Source organism: Clostridium sp. DFI.5.61 (assembly GCF_024462915.1).
Lineage (GTDB): Bacteria > Bacillota > Clostridia > Oscillospirales > Oscillospiraceae > Lawsonibacter > Lawsonibacter asaccharolyticus.
This window is the reverse complement of record NZ_JANGBZ010000002.1, coordinates 126,808-141,018: the sequence shown is the minus strand read 5'-3', so window position 1 is coordinate 141,018 and position 14,211 is coordinate 126,808. Positions and strand designations below refer to the sequence as shown.

Below are 14,211 nucleotides of genomic sequence, written 5' to 3'. Positions count from 1 at the left end.
TATCAAGGAGATTATGAATTTGAGCCATCCTTCATCTTGGTACGAATCGTCTGCTGCGCTCCCAGCATGGAACATACCGCTCTTGTTGCTTGATCGAGAGTAAGGGCAATCCATGCTCCGTATAATCCCAGGCCAAGTTCATAAACCAGAAAGAAGGTAAGGATCGGCCGCACCACCGCGATACTGATGAGAGAATAGAGGGCCACAAAACTGGTATGCCCCAAGCCACGGAGCAGCCCCGCATGGACCATAGCCCATGCCTCCGGAATGTTGACAGCAGCCACAAAGATCATGATCTCACAGCCCAGAGCCAGGTCATTGCCCTCCAAGTGGTAGAACCGAAGCAAGGGCGACCGGAGCAGCAAATAGATCAGCGTGGCCGCACCCCCAGTCCACAGCGCCGCCCGGCGGGACACCGCCCCGATCCGTTTCAGATTGCACGTCCGTCCAGAGCCCAACGCCTGGCCTGCCTGAACCAAGCTGGCCTTCCCAAGCCCCTGGGAGAAGCTATAGTAAATGTCGCACAGGCTCCCGCAGATGTTGTGGACGCTTAGCGCCACTGTGCCCAGATCCGCCACCAGGCGGGAGAATGTGAACATCCCGAACCGTTCCGCCGCCTGCTCCAGGAACGTGCCCGCGGCAAGGGGAGCCAGGGAGCGGAGGTATTCCCGTCCCGGCAGCCAGTCCCCTCTGCCCCGCAGAGTGGCCGGATGCCGCCGCCGTAAGAAAAGCGCCAGCGTATAGGCCAGCGTAGCGCCAGCACCGATAGCGGTTCCAAGTCCGGCGCCAAAAACTCCCAATTTGGGGAATGGACCAAGGCCGTAGATCAGCAGCGCATTGAAGACGACATTGACTCCGTTGCCCAGCACATTGGACACAAGCACGCTTTTGGTATCGCCAAGCCCCGCCAAGATGCCGTGAAGGACAATAGCCGGCCCGGAGAATGCCAGACTCACCAGGGCGGGAAAGGCATACCGCAACGCCAAGCTGATATAGTCATCCTGTGCACCGGCCAGTTGTAGAAGCGGGCCGGCTCCAATCCAGGTCCCGACCAGGAGCAGTATCGAGAGACCGCACCCCAGCATGAGCGAAGCGCGGGAACAGGCGGTCAGGGACTCATCCGGATCCTCGCCGCGCCGGCGGGCAACATAGGCGCTCAGTGCAACAGAGTAGGAGCGGGTTACGCAGAGGATCACCATACGGGGTTGGGAAAAAATACTGACCGCCGCCACCGCTGTGTTTCCCAGAGAGGAAACCATCAGCAGGTCGGCGGCGGTGAGCAGCATCAGCAACAGTCCCTCTGCCGCGGCGGGCCAGGCCAGCCGCCAGAATTCCTTACGGATGGCCATATGCGATCAGCGGATCTCCCGCCCGGACGCCCAGGGCGATTGTGTAGTAAAGGACAATGCCGTCAAACTCGGCCCGAACCTCTTGTAAGCGGTGGCCGGACAGCGTCTCCAGATGTCCGAGCAGTTCTCCCCTTCGGACCTGTTGGTCTAAACCTACTGCCGGGTACCAAAATCCCTCCGACTCAGCTTCCGCATAGAAGGTTTCTGTGATTTCCAGCTGATCCCGCGGCGGGTTCCCTCCGGGCATAATCTCCAGATGTCGCAGCAGGGAGCGGACATCCTCACAGCAGGCGTCCACCTCCTGTTCAGACCACAGCCCCTGACCGCCCCGCTCAATCAGCAGGGCGGGAACGCCCCTCTGCACCGCCCAGCTGTAAAGTCCGTTCTTCGCAGTGGAACGTACCCGGTAGGGTACAGTCAGGACCTTGGCGGCGGCCAGGGAGACTTGGTTGACCATTTCCTCCCCCGCTGTGGGGAAGAACACCAATGGATGAAGCGCCTCGTTGCAGTCTCCGCTGTGGAGATCAGCCAGCAAATCGGCTTCCGGGTACAAAGCCGTTTCCAGAGCAAAGGCCAATCGAGCGGAAAGGCTGCCCGCAGAATCGCCGGGAAAGGCTCGGTTCAAATTGACGCCGTCCTCTGGCACCACCTGTTTGGCTCCGGCATAGAAGGCGCTGGGATTTGCCAGCGGCAGGAGGATGACGTTCCCCGACAGTCTCGCCGGGTCCAGTTCTCCAGCCAGGCGGCGCAGTGCCTGGGGCCCCACATATTCGCACCCATGGACCCCGCCTGTGACAACCAGTGTTCTGCCCCGTGCGGCGCCGCACAGGCAGATTGCATTCAGAGGCGGAGCATCCGGTACCGGGAGCGGTACGTTTTTCCGCTCACCCGGCAAAAGTGTTGTCCCACAAAAAATCATACGGCCACCTCCGAAGTCTCGGTGTCAAATACCACAATGGACTCCAGCAGCCGCCGGGCGTACTCATCCTTGGTCTCGCTGATGCGGCTGACGGGCAGATATTCAGTTACACGGCCCTGATAAAGGAACAGCACATCGTCACAGAGATAAGTGATAGAGGTCAGGTCGTGGGTGATAAATACATAGGTCAGTCCCAGTTTTTCCTTCAGGTCCTGCAGCAGATCCATCACCTGGACCTGGGTATGCGCATCCAAGGAGGAGATCGCCTCATCAAAGAGGATGACCTCTGGCTTACAGGCCACCGCCCTGGCGATGCACACCCGCTGAAGCTGGCCACCGGAGAGTTCGTGGGGAAATCTGTCCGCAAAATCAGCAGGAAGTCCCACCAGCTCCAGAAGGGCGGCTGTTTCTTTGTTTCGCTCCAGCCGTCCCCTCTCCCGGCGTTCCCGAACGGTCAGGCCCTCGCCAATGATGTCTTTGACACGGAAGCGGGGATTAGCAGAGGTTGTGTAGTCTTGAAACACCACACTGAGCTTGTTTTGCAGGTTCCTCCGGCCCGCCCGGGAGGCGTAGACCGACACACCGTCCAGAATCGCCTCCCCGCTGTCTGGCTTCAGGAGCCCACACAGCACCCGGCCCATAGTGGATTTTCCGCTGCCGGACTCTCCCAAAATACCGAGGCAAGTCCCTCTTTTTACGTTCAGGGACACATCAAAGAGCACCTGCTGACGGGTATGTCCGAACACCTTGTCCTGACGCTCACTTCGGAAACTGACGCAGATATTTTTCAGTTCAAGCATAGGCGCACTCCTTTCCTCCCAGTACCTGGCTGTACCGGCGCATCACATCCGTCCGCTTCTCCACCAGCAGCTTGGTATAGGAATCGGTCGCGTGATGGAGAATATGATGGAAATCCCCTTGATCCACCACAAGCCCCTGATTGAGGACTACGATCCGGTCTGCCACCCGGGAAATAGCGTTCAAGTCATGAGAGATAAAGACCATTGCCGTCTGGTGTTCCTGCTTGATCCGCAGCAATTCGTCCAGAATCTCAAATTGAGTGATGGCGTCAATGGCTGTGGTGGGTTCGTCCGCGATCAGGAGGGACGGCTCCATAGCGGTTGCGATACCAATCATGATCCGTTGAAGCATTCCGCCGGAGAGCTGATGCGGGTACTTCTCCAACACCTCTTCCGGATTACGAATCCGCATTTTCCCCAGCATCTCCAGAGATCGCTGGAGGATATCCTCCTTGCTCCAGTTATTGTGGGCCGCAAAGGTTTCGGCAATCTGGGCTCCGATCCGGTAGAGGGGGTCAAAACAGGTCATCGGGTTTTGGAGAATGATGCCTACCTGGCCGCCCCTCAGACGGCGCAGCTCTTCATCACTTTTCCCCAGCAGTTCTTCTCCCTGGAATTTGGCGCTTCCAAGCACGTGGAATCCATGATCCAAAAGGCCCATCGCCGCTTTCATAGACATGGATTTTCCACTTCCGGACTCCCCAAGGATTCCAAGACACTCTCCAGGATATACCGAGAAGGAAACTCCCTTCACCAACTCCACCCCCTGATGCCGACGTGCGCAGAGCAGGACATGGAGATCTTGTAATTCCAGAACCGGGGTCATTTCTCCACCTCCTTGGGGTCCAGCACGTCCCGCAGGGCGTCACCCATCAGATTAAAGCAGCACACCAGAACCACGATAGCAATACCAGGCGCGATCATCTGGGTGGGATTACTGGTGAGTACATCCTTCGCCTCGTTGAGCATGGCTCCCCATTCCGGGGTGGGGGCCTGCACGCCGAGTCCCAGGAAGGACAGGGTAGAGATATTGATAATGGCCCAGCCCACATCCAGAGAAGCCAGCACCGCAAGATCAGAGGTGATGGATGGCAAAAGGTGGCGGAACAGGATGAACCGCTCCGGCATCCCCACGCACCGGGAGAACTGGACAAAGTTCCGGTCCCGGTACTGCATAACGCCGGTTCGGATCATACGGGCATACCAGGCCCATTTGATGAACACATTGGCAATGATGACATTTTGGACATTGATCCCCAGAAGGCCCACCACGGCGAACACCATGATCTGACTGGGGAAGGAGAGCATCACGTCCACCACCCGCATGATGATTTCTTCCACCACGCCCCGGAAGTAGCCGGCCATAACGCCCAGCAGCGCGCCCAGCGCGATGGTCCCCAGCATGGTCAGAAGGGCAAGTCCCAGTGTTGGACGGATACCATAAATCAGGCGGGAGAGCACACACCGCCCCAGGTGATCAGTCCCCAGCGGATATTCCAGGCTGTACGGCGCGAATTTGTCGAGGATGTCCGTAACATAGGGATCGTGCGGCGCCAGGAGCGGGGCAAGAATGCCGATCAGCGCGATCAGGAGGACAAAAGCCACCGTTACCACAGCGGCACGGTTGTGCAGAAAGCGTTTTCCCATAGCTCAGCTCTCCTTTCTCAGCCTGGGATCGGATACAGTCTGAAGGATGTCGAACACTAGATTAAATACCACGAACAATACACCGATGAACAGCACATAAGTCTGGATGACCGGCAAATCACGATTAAAGATAGAACTGATGCACAGCGTTCCCAGCCCCGGCCAGGAAAACACGTTTTCCACCACGATGGTGCCGGCAATCATCTGAGGGATGCTCATGCCCATGGCGACAATGCAGGTGTGCATGGAATTTTTCAGGATATGCTTGACCAGGATAGACCGCTGAGGCAATCCCCGGACATTGGCATAGAGTACATAATCCTGCTTCATATTCTCCAGCATATTGTTGCGGATGAGCCGGATATAGGTAGAGATGTAGCTGAGCGCCACGGTAAAGGCGGGCAGTATCATATGTTGCCAAGTACCGTTTCCGTTGGTCGGTAGAAGCCCCATTTTGACACTGATCCCCCACATCAGGAGTAACCCGACCCAATAGGCAGGCATGGCGGTGGAGATGAAGACCAAACCCCGCATAATCTTATCGAACCAGCCGTCCTTATACACAGCGCAGAGGAAGCCGATAGGGATGCTCAGCACCAGCACGATCACAAACGAGGCCGCCGCCAACTGCAGTGTGGCTGGCAGGCAGCGGGCCAGTTCTCCGGCTACTGTGCGGGCGGGATTGACATAACTGATACCGAAATCTCCCTGAAGACAGCCCAGGACCCAGTCAAAATACCGCACCAGAAACGGTTTGTTCAGGCCCAGCGCCTCCTCCATCTCCGCAATCGCCTCCTCTGTGATAATGGGCGTCTGCTGAATTCGGAGGACGACCTCCGCCGGATTTGAGGGGATCATATTGATGAATACAAAACAGACAAAGGAAATCGCCAGCAGCAGGGGGATTGCCATCAGCAGCCGGCGGATCACATAGCGCTTCATAGATGCCCCTTTCTTTTTTACATATTTGCAAAATTGTGATTTTCTTCTGTGGAAGCCTCGCAAACGTGTTTCTTGTGTGCTTCACGCCTGGGGAAAGCGTGAGCAAATCCCGCGAGCGAAAGCAATTCAGCATAAGGGCCGCTTCAAAAGAAGCGGCCCCGATGCCATCGACGATTACTCGAAGTACATGCTTGCGAAATCCACATCATACTGGTCGGTGCCGAAGTGGACCCCCTTCAGTTCCGAGGTATAAAGGGCCTTGTTGGTTTCATAGGTCAAGGGGATGTAGACGGCGTCCTCATGGAGCCGGGTCAGAACAAAGTCATATAGTTCCTGACGCTCTGTCTCATCGGTGGAGGTGAGGATATCCGTGATGGCCTGATCGATCTCCGCCTTGTCCTCCAGTCCCTGCTGTGCAGCGTAGTCGCCATACACCGGGGCCCGCATAGCAGCCAGAGAGGACTGGGGATCATAAGGCATACCCCAGCAGATGTTGAACACCATATCGAAATTACCGGCTTTCATGTTATCACGATAAGACTGTTCTTCCTCGCCGTGGATGTTCAGGGAGATGCCCAATTTCAGATACTCGCTCTGAAGATACTCGGAAATGGTCTTCTCAGTAACGCTGTCGCTGTTGTAGAGGAGGTCCAGTTCCAGTTTCTGTCCATTCTTGGCGCGGACCCCGTCGCTTCCCATAACCCAGCCGGCCTCGTCCAGAAGGCGGGCCGCCTCATCGGTGTCGTAAGCATAAGGCTCCAAATCCACGTCACAGTAGGGGACGGTTGGGGAATAAAGGGTATCCGCTGCCGGCTCCAGGCCGTAGAAAATGCCCTCGGAGATGGCCTGCCGGTTTGTGGCGTGCTGGAGCGCCTTTCGCACCGCCACGTCTCCCAAAATATCGTGGGTGGTGTTCAGCACAATATGCCGGGTGGAGGTGGGGTCAGACAGGCTTACGGTGAACCGGTCACTGTCCACATACTGGCTGATGGCATCAGCGTCCAGCATGTTCTTGCCGAAAATCAGGTCGATCTCCTCATTCTCCAGGGCCATAATGCGTGTCTGGTTGTCGGGGATGACCTTGACAGTGATCTTCTGAATTGCGGGCGCCTCACCCCAATAATTCTCATTGCGCTCAAAAACAGCATACTCATCGGTAACAAAGTCTGTGAGCACATAAGGACCTGTCCCGATATAGCCGTTGACGCCGTTCATCGTGCTGCCGTCGATCATGCAGTTAGGGGAAATCATTGCGAACGGGCGGATGCAAGCCAGCTCGGTGAGCATGGGGTAGTACGGCTCGCTCATCTCAATGACAAAAGTATCGCTGTCCGGCGCCGAAACGCTCACCAGCAGGTTCATCATCTCCAGCCAGGTGTGCCGCTCCCGGTTTTCCAGAATCGCGTTGAAGTTGGCCAGAATGGCGTTGGCGTCGCAGGGTGTTCCGTCGGAGAAGGTTACGCCGTCCCGGATATTGAAGGTATAGATCCGGCCATCATCGCTGATGGTCCAGTCCTCTGCCAGACAACCCACATAACCATCTTCCGTATTGCTCACCAGTGTATCGTAAAGGATACTCTGGGCGTACATCTCACCGGCGTACAGGTGGGGGTTCAGGTCCCGGATATCCCGATAGTTGACAAATATCAGCTCGTCCCGCGTAGCGGTTTCACTCTCTGCGTCGGACGGGCTTCCGCTTGGATCTGCTTCGCCCCCTTGCCCGCAGCCGGCGAGCGCCGTCAGCAACAGAGCGCTGCTCAACAGCACAGAAAAAATTCTTCTTTTCATAAATGCCTCCAGTCTTAAATATTGTAGTCTTGTACTACGGTCTGTAATTTTACAGCAGTTAGTCAAGACTTACCAGAGGCCAGTTTTTCATGGAATTCCATAACTATTTGTTATGCCCTTACAGCATTTCCCTGAACCGCTCTATCAGCCAGGAGGCCTGCGGCGAGAGCGGGCGCTCTGGGTCCAGCACATAGCCGATTTGGAGAAACGGCTCGCATCCGTTGATGGACAACGGTTTGATATCATATTGTTCATAGGGGCGGTGCATAAAATTCAGGCCTAGACTGCAAACATCCGTGTGGAGCAGAAAATTGATGATCGAGTGGTCACTGTCGCTGTATATCACGTGCTTCATAACGCTTTGGTCAATGACTCCCATGCTCACCGTTTCAAGATGATGTTCCATGGAAAAGAAATCCCGTACTCCCCGCATGAATTTCAGATTTGGCAGTTCTGAAAAGTCCACACTCTCCGCATGATACAGTGGGTGCTGAGGTCCTACATAGACGCAGATGCTCTTTTCACTCTGAGGAACAAATTCCAATTTCTTGTGGAAAAGAATGTGTTGGAATGTAGGAGTCTGCTTTTGCGCCACATATACGATCCCGACTTCGGAGATCCCCTGGTGGACATGGTTGGTGATCTCCTCCACGGTGCCCTCATGGTGCTCAATATGGATTCGAGGTCCCCAGGTTTTGTAGAAGTCTACCAACAGGCGTGACACCATGTTGCTAGGATATGTGGACAGCCGCAGACCGTCCTGCTCATCCGGCACGGCTAAAGAGGAGATCGTAGCCGTTGCCCTCAGAATCAGCTTCGCATACTCCAGTACGGTCTTCCCATAAACCGTAGGCTGTACGCCCTTCCCGCTCCGGACCAGAAGGGGCCGTCCCAGTTCATGCTCCAATGTACGGATGGTTTTGCTGACGTTTGGCTGCGTGGTATACATGCAAGCCGCAGCTTGTGAAATGCTTCCGCGTTCGCAGGCGGTCACAAAGCTCTCCAGTTGTTTCATTTCCATTGCGCGTTCCTCCATGCCATCAGTTTGCGTATGCTAACCACAATATACTATATCAGGCGCTTACGGACAAGTAATATATTCTCATTCAGGATGATATAAACTTGAAAATAGCCGAAATATCAGGTACAGTTTATTTTGGTGAATTATAGGCTGGGTTCCTCCTGAATGGCTGATTGTCAATATGTCCAAGCAGCAGACCTGGCAGGTGGTAAGCGGCCCGCCCGGCGCCCCCCGCGCCGGCATCATGCCGGCGGCCTCTGGCCTTTCTGCAACCTTCCAGAACGACGCCTAAAAAACCGGTTATTCCAGCCGCCAGCCCTCGGCCTGCTCCCGGACCTGAACAAACCGGCGGTAGAGGCCGTCCTGAGCCATCAGCGCATCGTGAGTCCCCTGCTGAACGATCCGTCCCTGGTCCACCACCACGATCTGATCCGCGTCCCGGACGGTGGAGAGCCGGTGGGCGATGGAAATGAGCGTTTTGCCCGCCGTCAGCTCCCGGATGGCGGCCAAAAGCAGATGCTCGTTCTCCGGGTCCACACTGGAAGTCGCCTCATCCAGAATCACGATGGGGGCGTCCTTCAGAATGGCGCGGGCAATGGAGACCCGCTGCTTCTCGCCGCCGGAGAGGGTGGAGCCGCCCTCTCCCACCATCGTATGATAGCCGTCGGGCAGCGCCATGATGAAGTCGTGGCATTGGGCGCGCCTGGCCGCCTCCACCACCTGCTCGTGAGTGGCGTTGGGATTGCCGAATTTGATGTTGTTCTCAATGGAGTCGTGGAAGAGATACACATTTTGGAAGACCATGGAGAGGTTTTTCAGCAGGCTGTCGGCGGTGCAGTCCTTCACATCCGTGCCGCCCACGCAGACACTTCCCTCCTGCACATCCCAAAAACGGGCGATCAGGCTGCATAAGGTGGTCTTTCCAGAGCCGGACGGTCCCACCACGGCGCAGGTAGTCCCCTGGGGGATTTTGAGAGAAACATGGTCGATGACCTTCCGGCCTCCTCCATAGGAGAAGGATACATCCTTCAGCTCGATGTCGAAGCGGCCGGGAGCGAGGGCCTTGTCCGTCCGGTCCAGGGAGGGGATGTTGGTCACCGCCTCCAGCCGGTCCAGCTCGGTGGCGATCTTCTTGTCCAGGAAGGAGCCGTCCCCCATGACCTCCATCTCGGAGTAGAGGATAAAGGACGCCACCAGGAACAAAAAGCAGTAGGTCAGGGAGATGGCCCCCTGCAGGTAGAGGAAGGTGGACAGGAACATGAGGGCGCAGCCGGTGAGCTTGAACACCAGAATATAGAGCCGCAGGGCGGGCAGGGCTGCCTTCTCCTGATCCAGCGCCGCCTTCTGCCGCCGGTGGAAGGACTGGTACACCGCGCCGTCCTGCCCCACCGTCTGGGAGAAGGAGCGCAGCACCGCGATGCCCCGGATGTACTCCAGCGACTGGGTGACCAGCTCCTCCTGCGCCTCCTGCACCTTTGGGGTGTGCTCCGCCGCGGCTTTCTGCACCATTCCCAGCACATAGAGGCCCACCAGCAGGCCCGCCAGGGACAGCAGGGAGAACCAGGGGCTGAAAAACATCATCATTACAATGATGATGACCGACATGGACACGCCGCCGGTGATGTCCGTGATAAACAGCATGGAATACTGCTCCAGCTCCACCACCGTGGAGGTAAGGGTGGTCTGGATGGTGCCCAGGCGCTGGTCGGAGAAGTAACCCATAGGGGCGCTTTTCATCTTCTCGCCGATAGCCAGCCGGTAGTCCCGGAAGATGTCGAAGCCCTTGGCGCTCATGGAGATGTCCTCCAGCCACTGGAACAGGAAGCGGCCGAACACGCTGGCGATCAGGATGCCGAGGCCCTGTCCGATCACCTCGGCGGTGAGGCTGTCCAGATGGGAGATCACCACATAGACCGCCATGAGCATCATGGCCATGGAAAAGGTTTTCAGGATGTTGCAGACAATGCCCGCATAGATGTATTTTTTCTGGTCTCCGGCAATATCCAGAATCCGTTTGATGGTATGGAACATTCAGTTGGCCTCCTTTCCGGCAAAAGCTGCCGTGCTTTGATACTGCTCCCACATGGTCCGGTACAGGGGGCAGGTGTTAAGCAGCTCCTCCTGCCGGCCGCAGGCGGCAAGCCGCCCCTGGTCGATCACCAGAATTTGATCCGCGTTCTGGATGGTGTTCAGCCGGTGGGCCACCACGATCAGGGTCTTGCCCCGCACCAGGCGGGAGATGGCCTGTTGGATCTGCGCCTCGCTCTCGGGGTCAGCGAAGGCGGTTGCCTCGTCCAGGATGATGACGGACGCCTTTTTGAGCATGGCCCGGGCGATGGTAATGCGCTGGCGCTCTCCGCCGGAGAGCCGGTCCCCGGCGTCTCCGGCCAGGGTATCGTACCCCTGCTCCAGATTCATGATAAAGTCATGGCAGTTGGCGGCCCTGGCCGCAGCTTCCACCTCCGCGTCGGTGGCACTGGGATCACCCATGCGGATATTCTCCCGGATGGACCTGTCAAAGAGGAAGTTGTCCTGGGCCACATAGCTGATCTCCCCCATGAGCTGGTCAAAGGGAATATTTTGGATGTCCTGCCCGCCGAAGGAGACCGTCCCGCCTGTGGCGTCCCAGAAGCCGGCCATCAGCTTGGCAATGGTGGATTTTCCGGAGCCGGAGGGCCCCACAATGGCGGTGATCTGCCCGGTGCGGGCGGTAAAGTTCACATCGTGGAGGACCTCCTTCTTCCCATCATAGGAGAAGCACACCCGGTCAAAACGGAAGGAACGCTCTCCCAGCTTCACCGGCTTTTCAGGCCGGCGCTGCTCCGGCGTGGCGAGAAAGTCCTGAATGGGGTCCAGGTTGGGAGCCATGTAGGAAAGCTGCCCCAGGGCAAAGCCGAATTTGATGAGCCCGGCCATAAAGCCGAAGGGGATGATGATGCAGGCCAGGAACAGGGGCAGCTCCAGCGTGCCCTGCATATAGAGCCACGCTCCCACGGGCAGCGTGCCCAGTAAAGTGGAGGGGAGCACCGCCTTGAAGCCCGCCATCCAGAACCAGCTCTGCCGCCACCAGGCCAGGGTGCTGTCGTGGAAAAAGTTTACCGACCGGGAGAACTCCCCGAAGCTCTTGCTCCCCTGCCCGAACGCCTTGATGACCTGGATGCCGCCCACATACTCCACCAGGGCGGCATTTATCTCGTTGCCCGAGCGCAGGTAGACGGCCATCTTCTCCTTGTACCCCCGCATCATGCACACGGCGAACACCAGGCTCAGGGGGACGGTAATGAAGGCGGCCAGCCCCATCCGCCAGTCCAGAACGAACACCAGGATGATGCTGAAAACCGGCCCGGCCAGGTTGGAGGGCAGCTCCGGCACCATGTGGGCGATGATGTCCTCCAGCCGCCCCACATTGTCCACCATCAAAGTCTTGAAGGTGCCGGAGGGGGTCTCCAGCATGACGCCCATGGGGACCTTCGCCATTTTATCCGCCAGAGCGCACCGGATGTTCTTCAGGATGGTGAAGGAAACTGTATGGCTGCGCATGGAGGACAGGCCGGTAAGCCACGCCCGCAGGCACATGCACACCGCCGCCGTCACCGCCATGACCGCCGCCCGTTCCACCGTGGCAGTGCCCTCATACAGCTCCTTCGCCAGCAGGGTCACCACAAAATAGGGGGCCATGCCGAACATCTCTCCGATAAAGGCCAGGATCACCGAGCCAGTCATTTTTCCCCTGGCCTCTCCAGAGAAGGAAAAGAGGACTTTCAGGGGATTTTCCCGTTTTGTTTTCATTCTGCACTTCCTTTCCGCCGTATTCCGATACGGCTCATGCTTTTCTGATATGGATTCGGGCCTGACCGCGTTTCCAAAGCGGGCTCCCAAGCCATGCGCCGATGGCGGCTCCCACGATGATGGCCGCCAGCATCAGGACCAGCATCCCCGGCGTGGCAAGCCCCTCCACCGCCGCGGCATAGGCTGGGGACATCTCTTCCGCGGCGCTGGCTGCCGTCCGGGCCGGGTCGATCCAAATGTAGAGTGGACTCCCGCTGGAGCTGAAGGCCAGCGGGGGAAAGCTCCAGCGGGCGGCCCGCAGGCTCTCATACCCGCCCAGCCGCCGCACCAGCTCCGCCAGCACCGCTCCGGCCGCCAGCGTCACCGCCATCCAGCCGGACAGCTCACCCGCCGCCAGGAACAGCAGAAGCACCACTAAGTTCATGAGTACCGGTACCCCAAACCGGGGCGTTCGGGCCGCCAGATACAGATACAGCCACCCCGATGCGGCGGCGGTGATGGCCGGGAGAAAGACCCAGAACAAGGGGGAAAATGACCCACACATCATCACCAGCACCGTGATCAGGAAATAGAGCAGGGACCCGCCGAGCACGGCAGCAAGGCTCCTGGCCGTCCATACACGCTTCATTTACATACGCACCTCCTGTTGTGGATTTTAGTTAGTTTTCGCTAACTCAAATGTAGAAAAAAGGGGCTGTTCAAAGCCCCAGGATGGCCCGCCAGCCGGGAATGAAGAACTGGTGCATCGTATCCAGGTAGTGCAGGGCCTCCTCCTTGGTGAAGTCATGGACTACCACTTCAAAGAGGGCGTTGGTATAGGCGGTCATAAGCAGATGGAGTTCTTTGGGGTCCACTTCTTTTACCGGGACGCCATGCTTCTTCGCTTCCTCCATGTAGGCCAGCGTCTCCTGCTGCTCCATAACCACAATATCGTGGAGAAACCAGGCGTACTTGGTCCCGGCAGAACAGCAAAGCAGCAGCTTGAACTCGTTGAAATGGGAATAGATCTGTTCCACCACCAGGCCCAAATCATTGCCTGAATCCCACATGGCATCCAGGTCGCCCTGCTCCAGAAAGTCATAGTCCACCTGCCGCGTCCGCTCACACCACTTCTGAAGTTCAGAGAGTACCGGCTCCACCAGGGCGGCGAACATGGCCTCCTTGTCTACAAAGTGGCGGTACAGTCCGGCGGCGGTGATGCCCGCCTCCTCCGCGATCTCCCGCATGGTGGCCTTTTCAAAGCCTTTTTCCAGAAAGATCTTCATGGCGGCCGGTATGATCCGTTCGTGGGTTTCCGTCTTGTCCTTCGGCATACTTGCCTCCTTTCTTTGTTATCGTTGTTCGCTAACGATGTTTACAATATAGCACGCAGTGTTCAGCCTGTCAAGCGTCTTGTTCTCATCGCCATACACAGACAGATAGACCCGATGAAAAAAACCGCAGGCACCCATTTAGGGCAACTGCGGTTTTTAAGAAGAAATACTATTACAGCAATCCATCATCAATCAGAAGGACCTGTTTCCACATCAAATTTCCCCCTCGTCCTCTATTGACCTTGCATTTGAAGGTCTCCTCTGATACAGGTTGGCCAATTTCTGAAAACTGTCCTCGCTGATCACATGCTCTATTCGGCAAGCTTCCTGTTCCGCTATTTCTGGCTCCACGCCAGCCTCCATCAGCAGATGGGTGAAGAAGCAGTGCTTTTCATAGGTCTGCTCTGCTACCTCTCGGCCTATATCGGTCAAGCGGAGAAAGAGGTCCTCATCCATAGTGAGAAAACCGCCCTTTTTCAAGGTAACTACCGCATGGCATACGCTGGGTTTGGAGACTCCCATATGCCGGGCCACATCCACAGAGCGCACCATACCTTTTTCTTTTTGGAGCACCAATACAGCCTCCAAATAGTCCTCTCCAGACGCTGTGGCAGATCTTTTTTTCTCCATGTAGTCCTCCTTG

General features: G+C 57.1%; 13 protein-coding genes. All 13 read right to left on the bottom strand.

All coding sequences use genetic code 11. The features are described from left to right. Positions 1-11: 11 nt before the first annotated feature. The gene (locus NE584_RS02330; protein WP_055181061.1) at positions 12-1,349 is read right to left on the bottom strand and encodes an MATE family efflux transporter; all 1,338 of its coding nucleotides are present in this window, start codon (positions 1,347-1,349) and stop codon (positions 12-14) included. Next, complete coding sequence (locus tag NE584_RS02325; RefSeq protein ID WP_055181059.1) at positions 1,336-2,268, bottom strand: M14 family metallopeptidase; 933 nt, start codon at positions 2,266-2,268, stop codon at positions 1,336-1,338. The genes NE584_RS02330 and NE584_RS02325 overlap by 14 nt, the downstream gene beginning before the upstream one ends. Further along, positions 2,265-3,068, bottom strand: a complete 804-nt coding sequence (locus NE584_RS02320) for an ABC transporter ATP-binding protein (protein WP_055181057.1) — start codon at positions 3,066-3,068, stop codon at positions 2,265-2,267. Before NE584_RS02320 ends, NE584_RS02325 begins: the two co-directional genes overlap by 4 nt. Continuing rightward, on the bottom strand, positions 3,061-3,894 hold the full coding sequence (locus NE584_RS02315) for an ABC transporter ATP-binding protein (RefSeq protein WP_055181055.1): 834 nt from the start codon (positions 3,892-3,894) through the stop codon (positions 3,061-3,063). Before NE584_RS02315 ends, NE584_RS02320 begins: the two co-directional genes overlap by 8 nt. After that, positions 3,891-4,715: a nickel/cobalt ABC transporter permease gene (gene opp1C / locus NE584_RS02310; RefSeq protein WP_055181053.1), complete on the bottom strand. Its 825-nt coding sequence runs from the start codon at positions 4,713-4,715 to the stop codon at positions 3,891-3,893. Before opp1C ends, NE584_RS02315 begins: the two co-directional genes overlap by 4 nt. Before the next feature lie 3 nt (positions 4,716-4,718). Beyond that, positions 4,719-5,657 carry a nickel/cobalt ABC transporter permease gene (gene opp1B, locus NE584_RS02305; protein WP_055181050.1) on the bottom strand — a complete coding sequence of 313 codons (939 nt, stop codon included), beginning with the start codon at positions 5,655-5,657 and terminating at the stop codon, positions 4,719-4,721. 174 nt (positions 5,658-5,831) lie between these two features. Then, positions 5,832-7,445, bottom strand: coding sequence for a nickel ABC transporter substrate-binding protein (gene nikA / locus NE584_RS02300; protein ID WP_055181048.1), 1,614 nt, complete (start codon positions 7,443-7,445; stop codon positions 5,832-5,834). Between the two features lie 118 nt (positions 7,446-7,563). Beyond that, positions 7,564-8,466: a LysR family transcriptional regulator gene (locus NE584_RS02295; RefSeq protein ID WP_055181046.1), complete on the bottom strand. Its 903-nt coding sequence runs from the start codon at positions 8,464-8,466 to the stop codon at positions 7,564-7,566. 300 nt (positions 8,467-8,766) lie between these two features. Then, positions 8,767-10,497: an ABC transporter ATP-binding protein gene (locus tag NE584_RS02290; RefSeq protein ID WP_055181044.1), complete on the bottom strand. Its 1,731-nt coding sequence runs from the start codon at positions 10,495-10,497 to the stop codon at positions 8,767-8,769. After that, a complete protein-coding gene (locus tag NE584_RS02285) occupies positions 10,498-12,255 on the bottom strand; it encodes an ABC transporter ATP-binding protein (protein ID WP_256181638.1) in 1,758 nt (585 codons plus the stop codon). A gap of 34 nt (positions 12,256-12,289) precedes the next feature. Further along, complete coding sequence (locus NE584_RS02280; RefSeq protein ID WP_256181637.1) at positions 12,290-12,883, bottom strand: MptD family putative ECF transporter S component; 594 nt, start codon at positions 12,881-12,883, stop codon at positions 12,290-12,292. A gap of 70 nt (positions 12,884-12,953) precedes the next feature. Further along, positions 12,954-13,568, bottom strand: a complete 615-nt coding sequence (locus tag NE584_RS02275) for a TetR/AcrR family transcriptional regulator (protein WP_006573116.1) — start codon at positions 13,566-13,568, stop codon at positions 12,954-12,956. Positions 13,569-13,781: 213 nt separating this feature from the next. Continuing rightward, positions 13,782-14,198, bottom strand: a complete 417-nt coding sequence (locus NE584_RS02270) for a metal-dependent transcriptional regulator (RefSeq protein ID WP_055181038.1) — start codon at positions 14,196-14,198, stop codon at positions 13,782-13,784. Positions 14,199-14,211 lie beyond the last annotated feature (13 nt).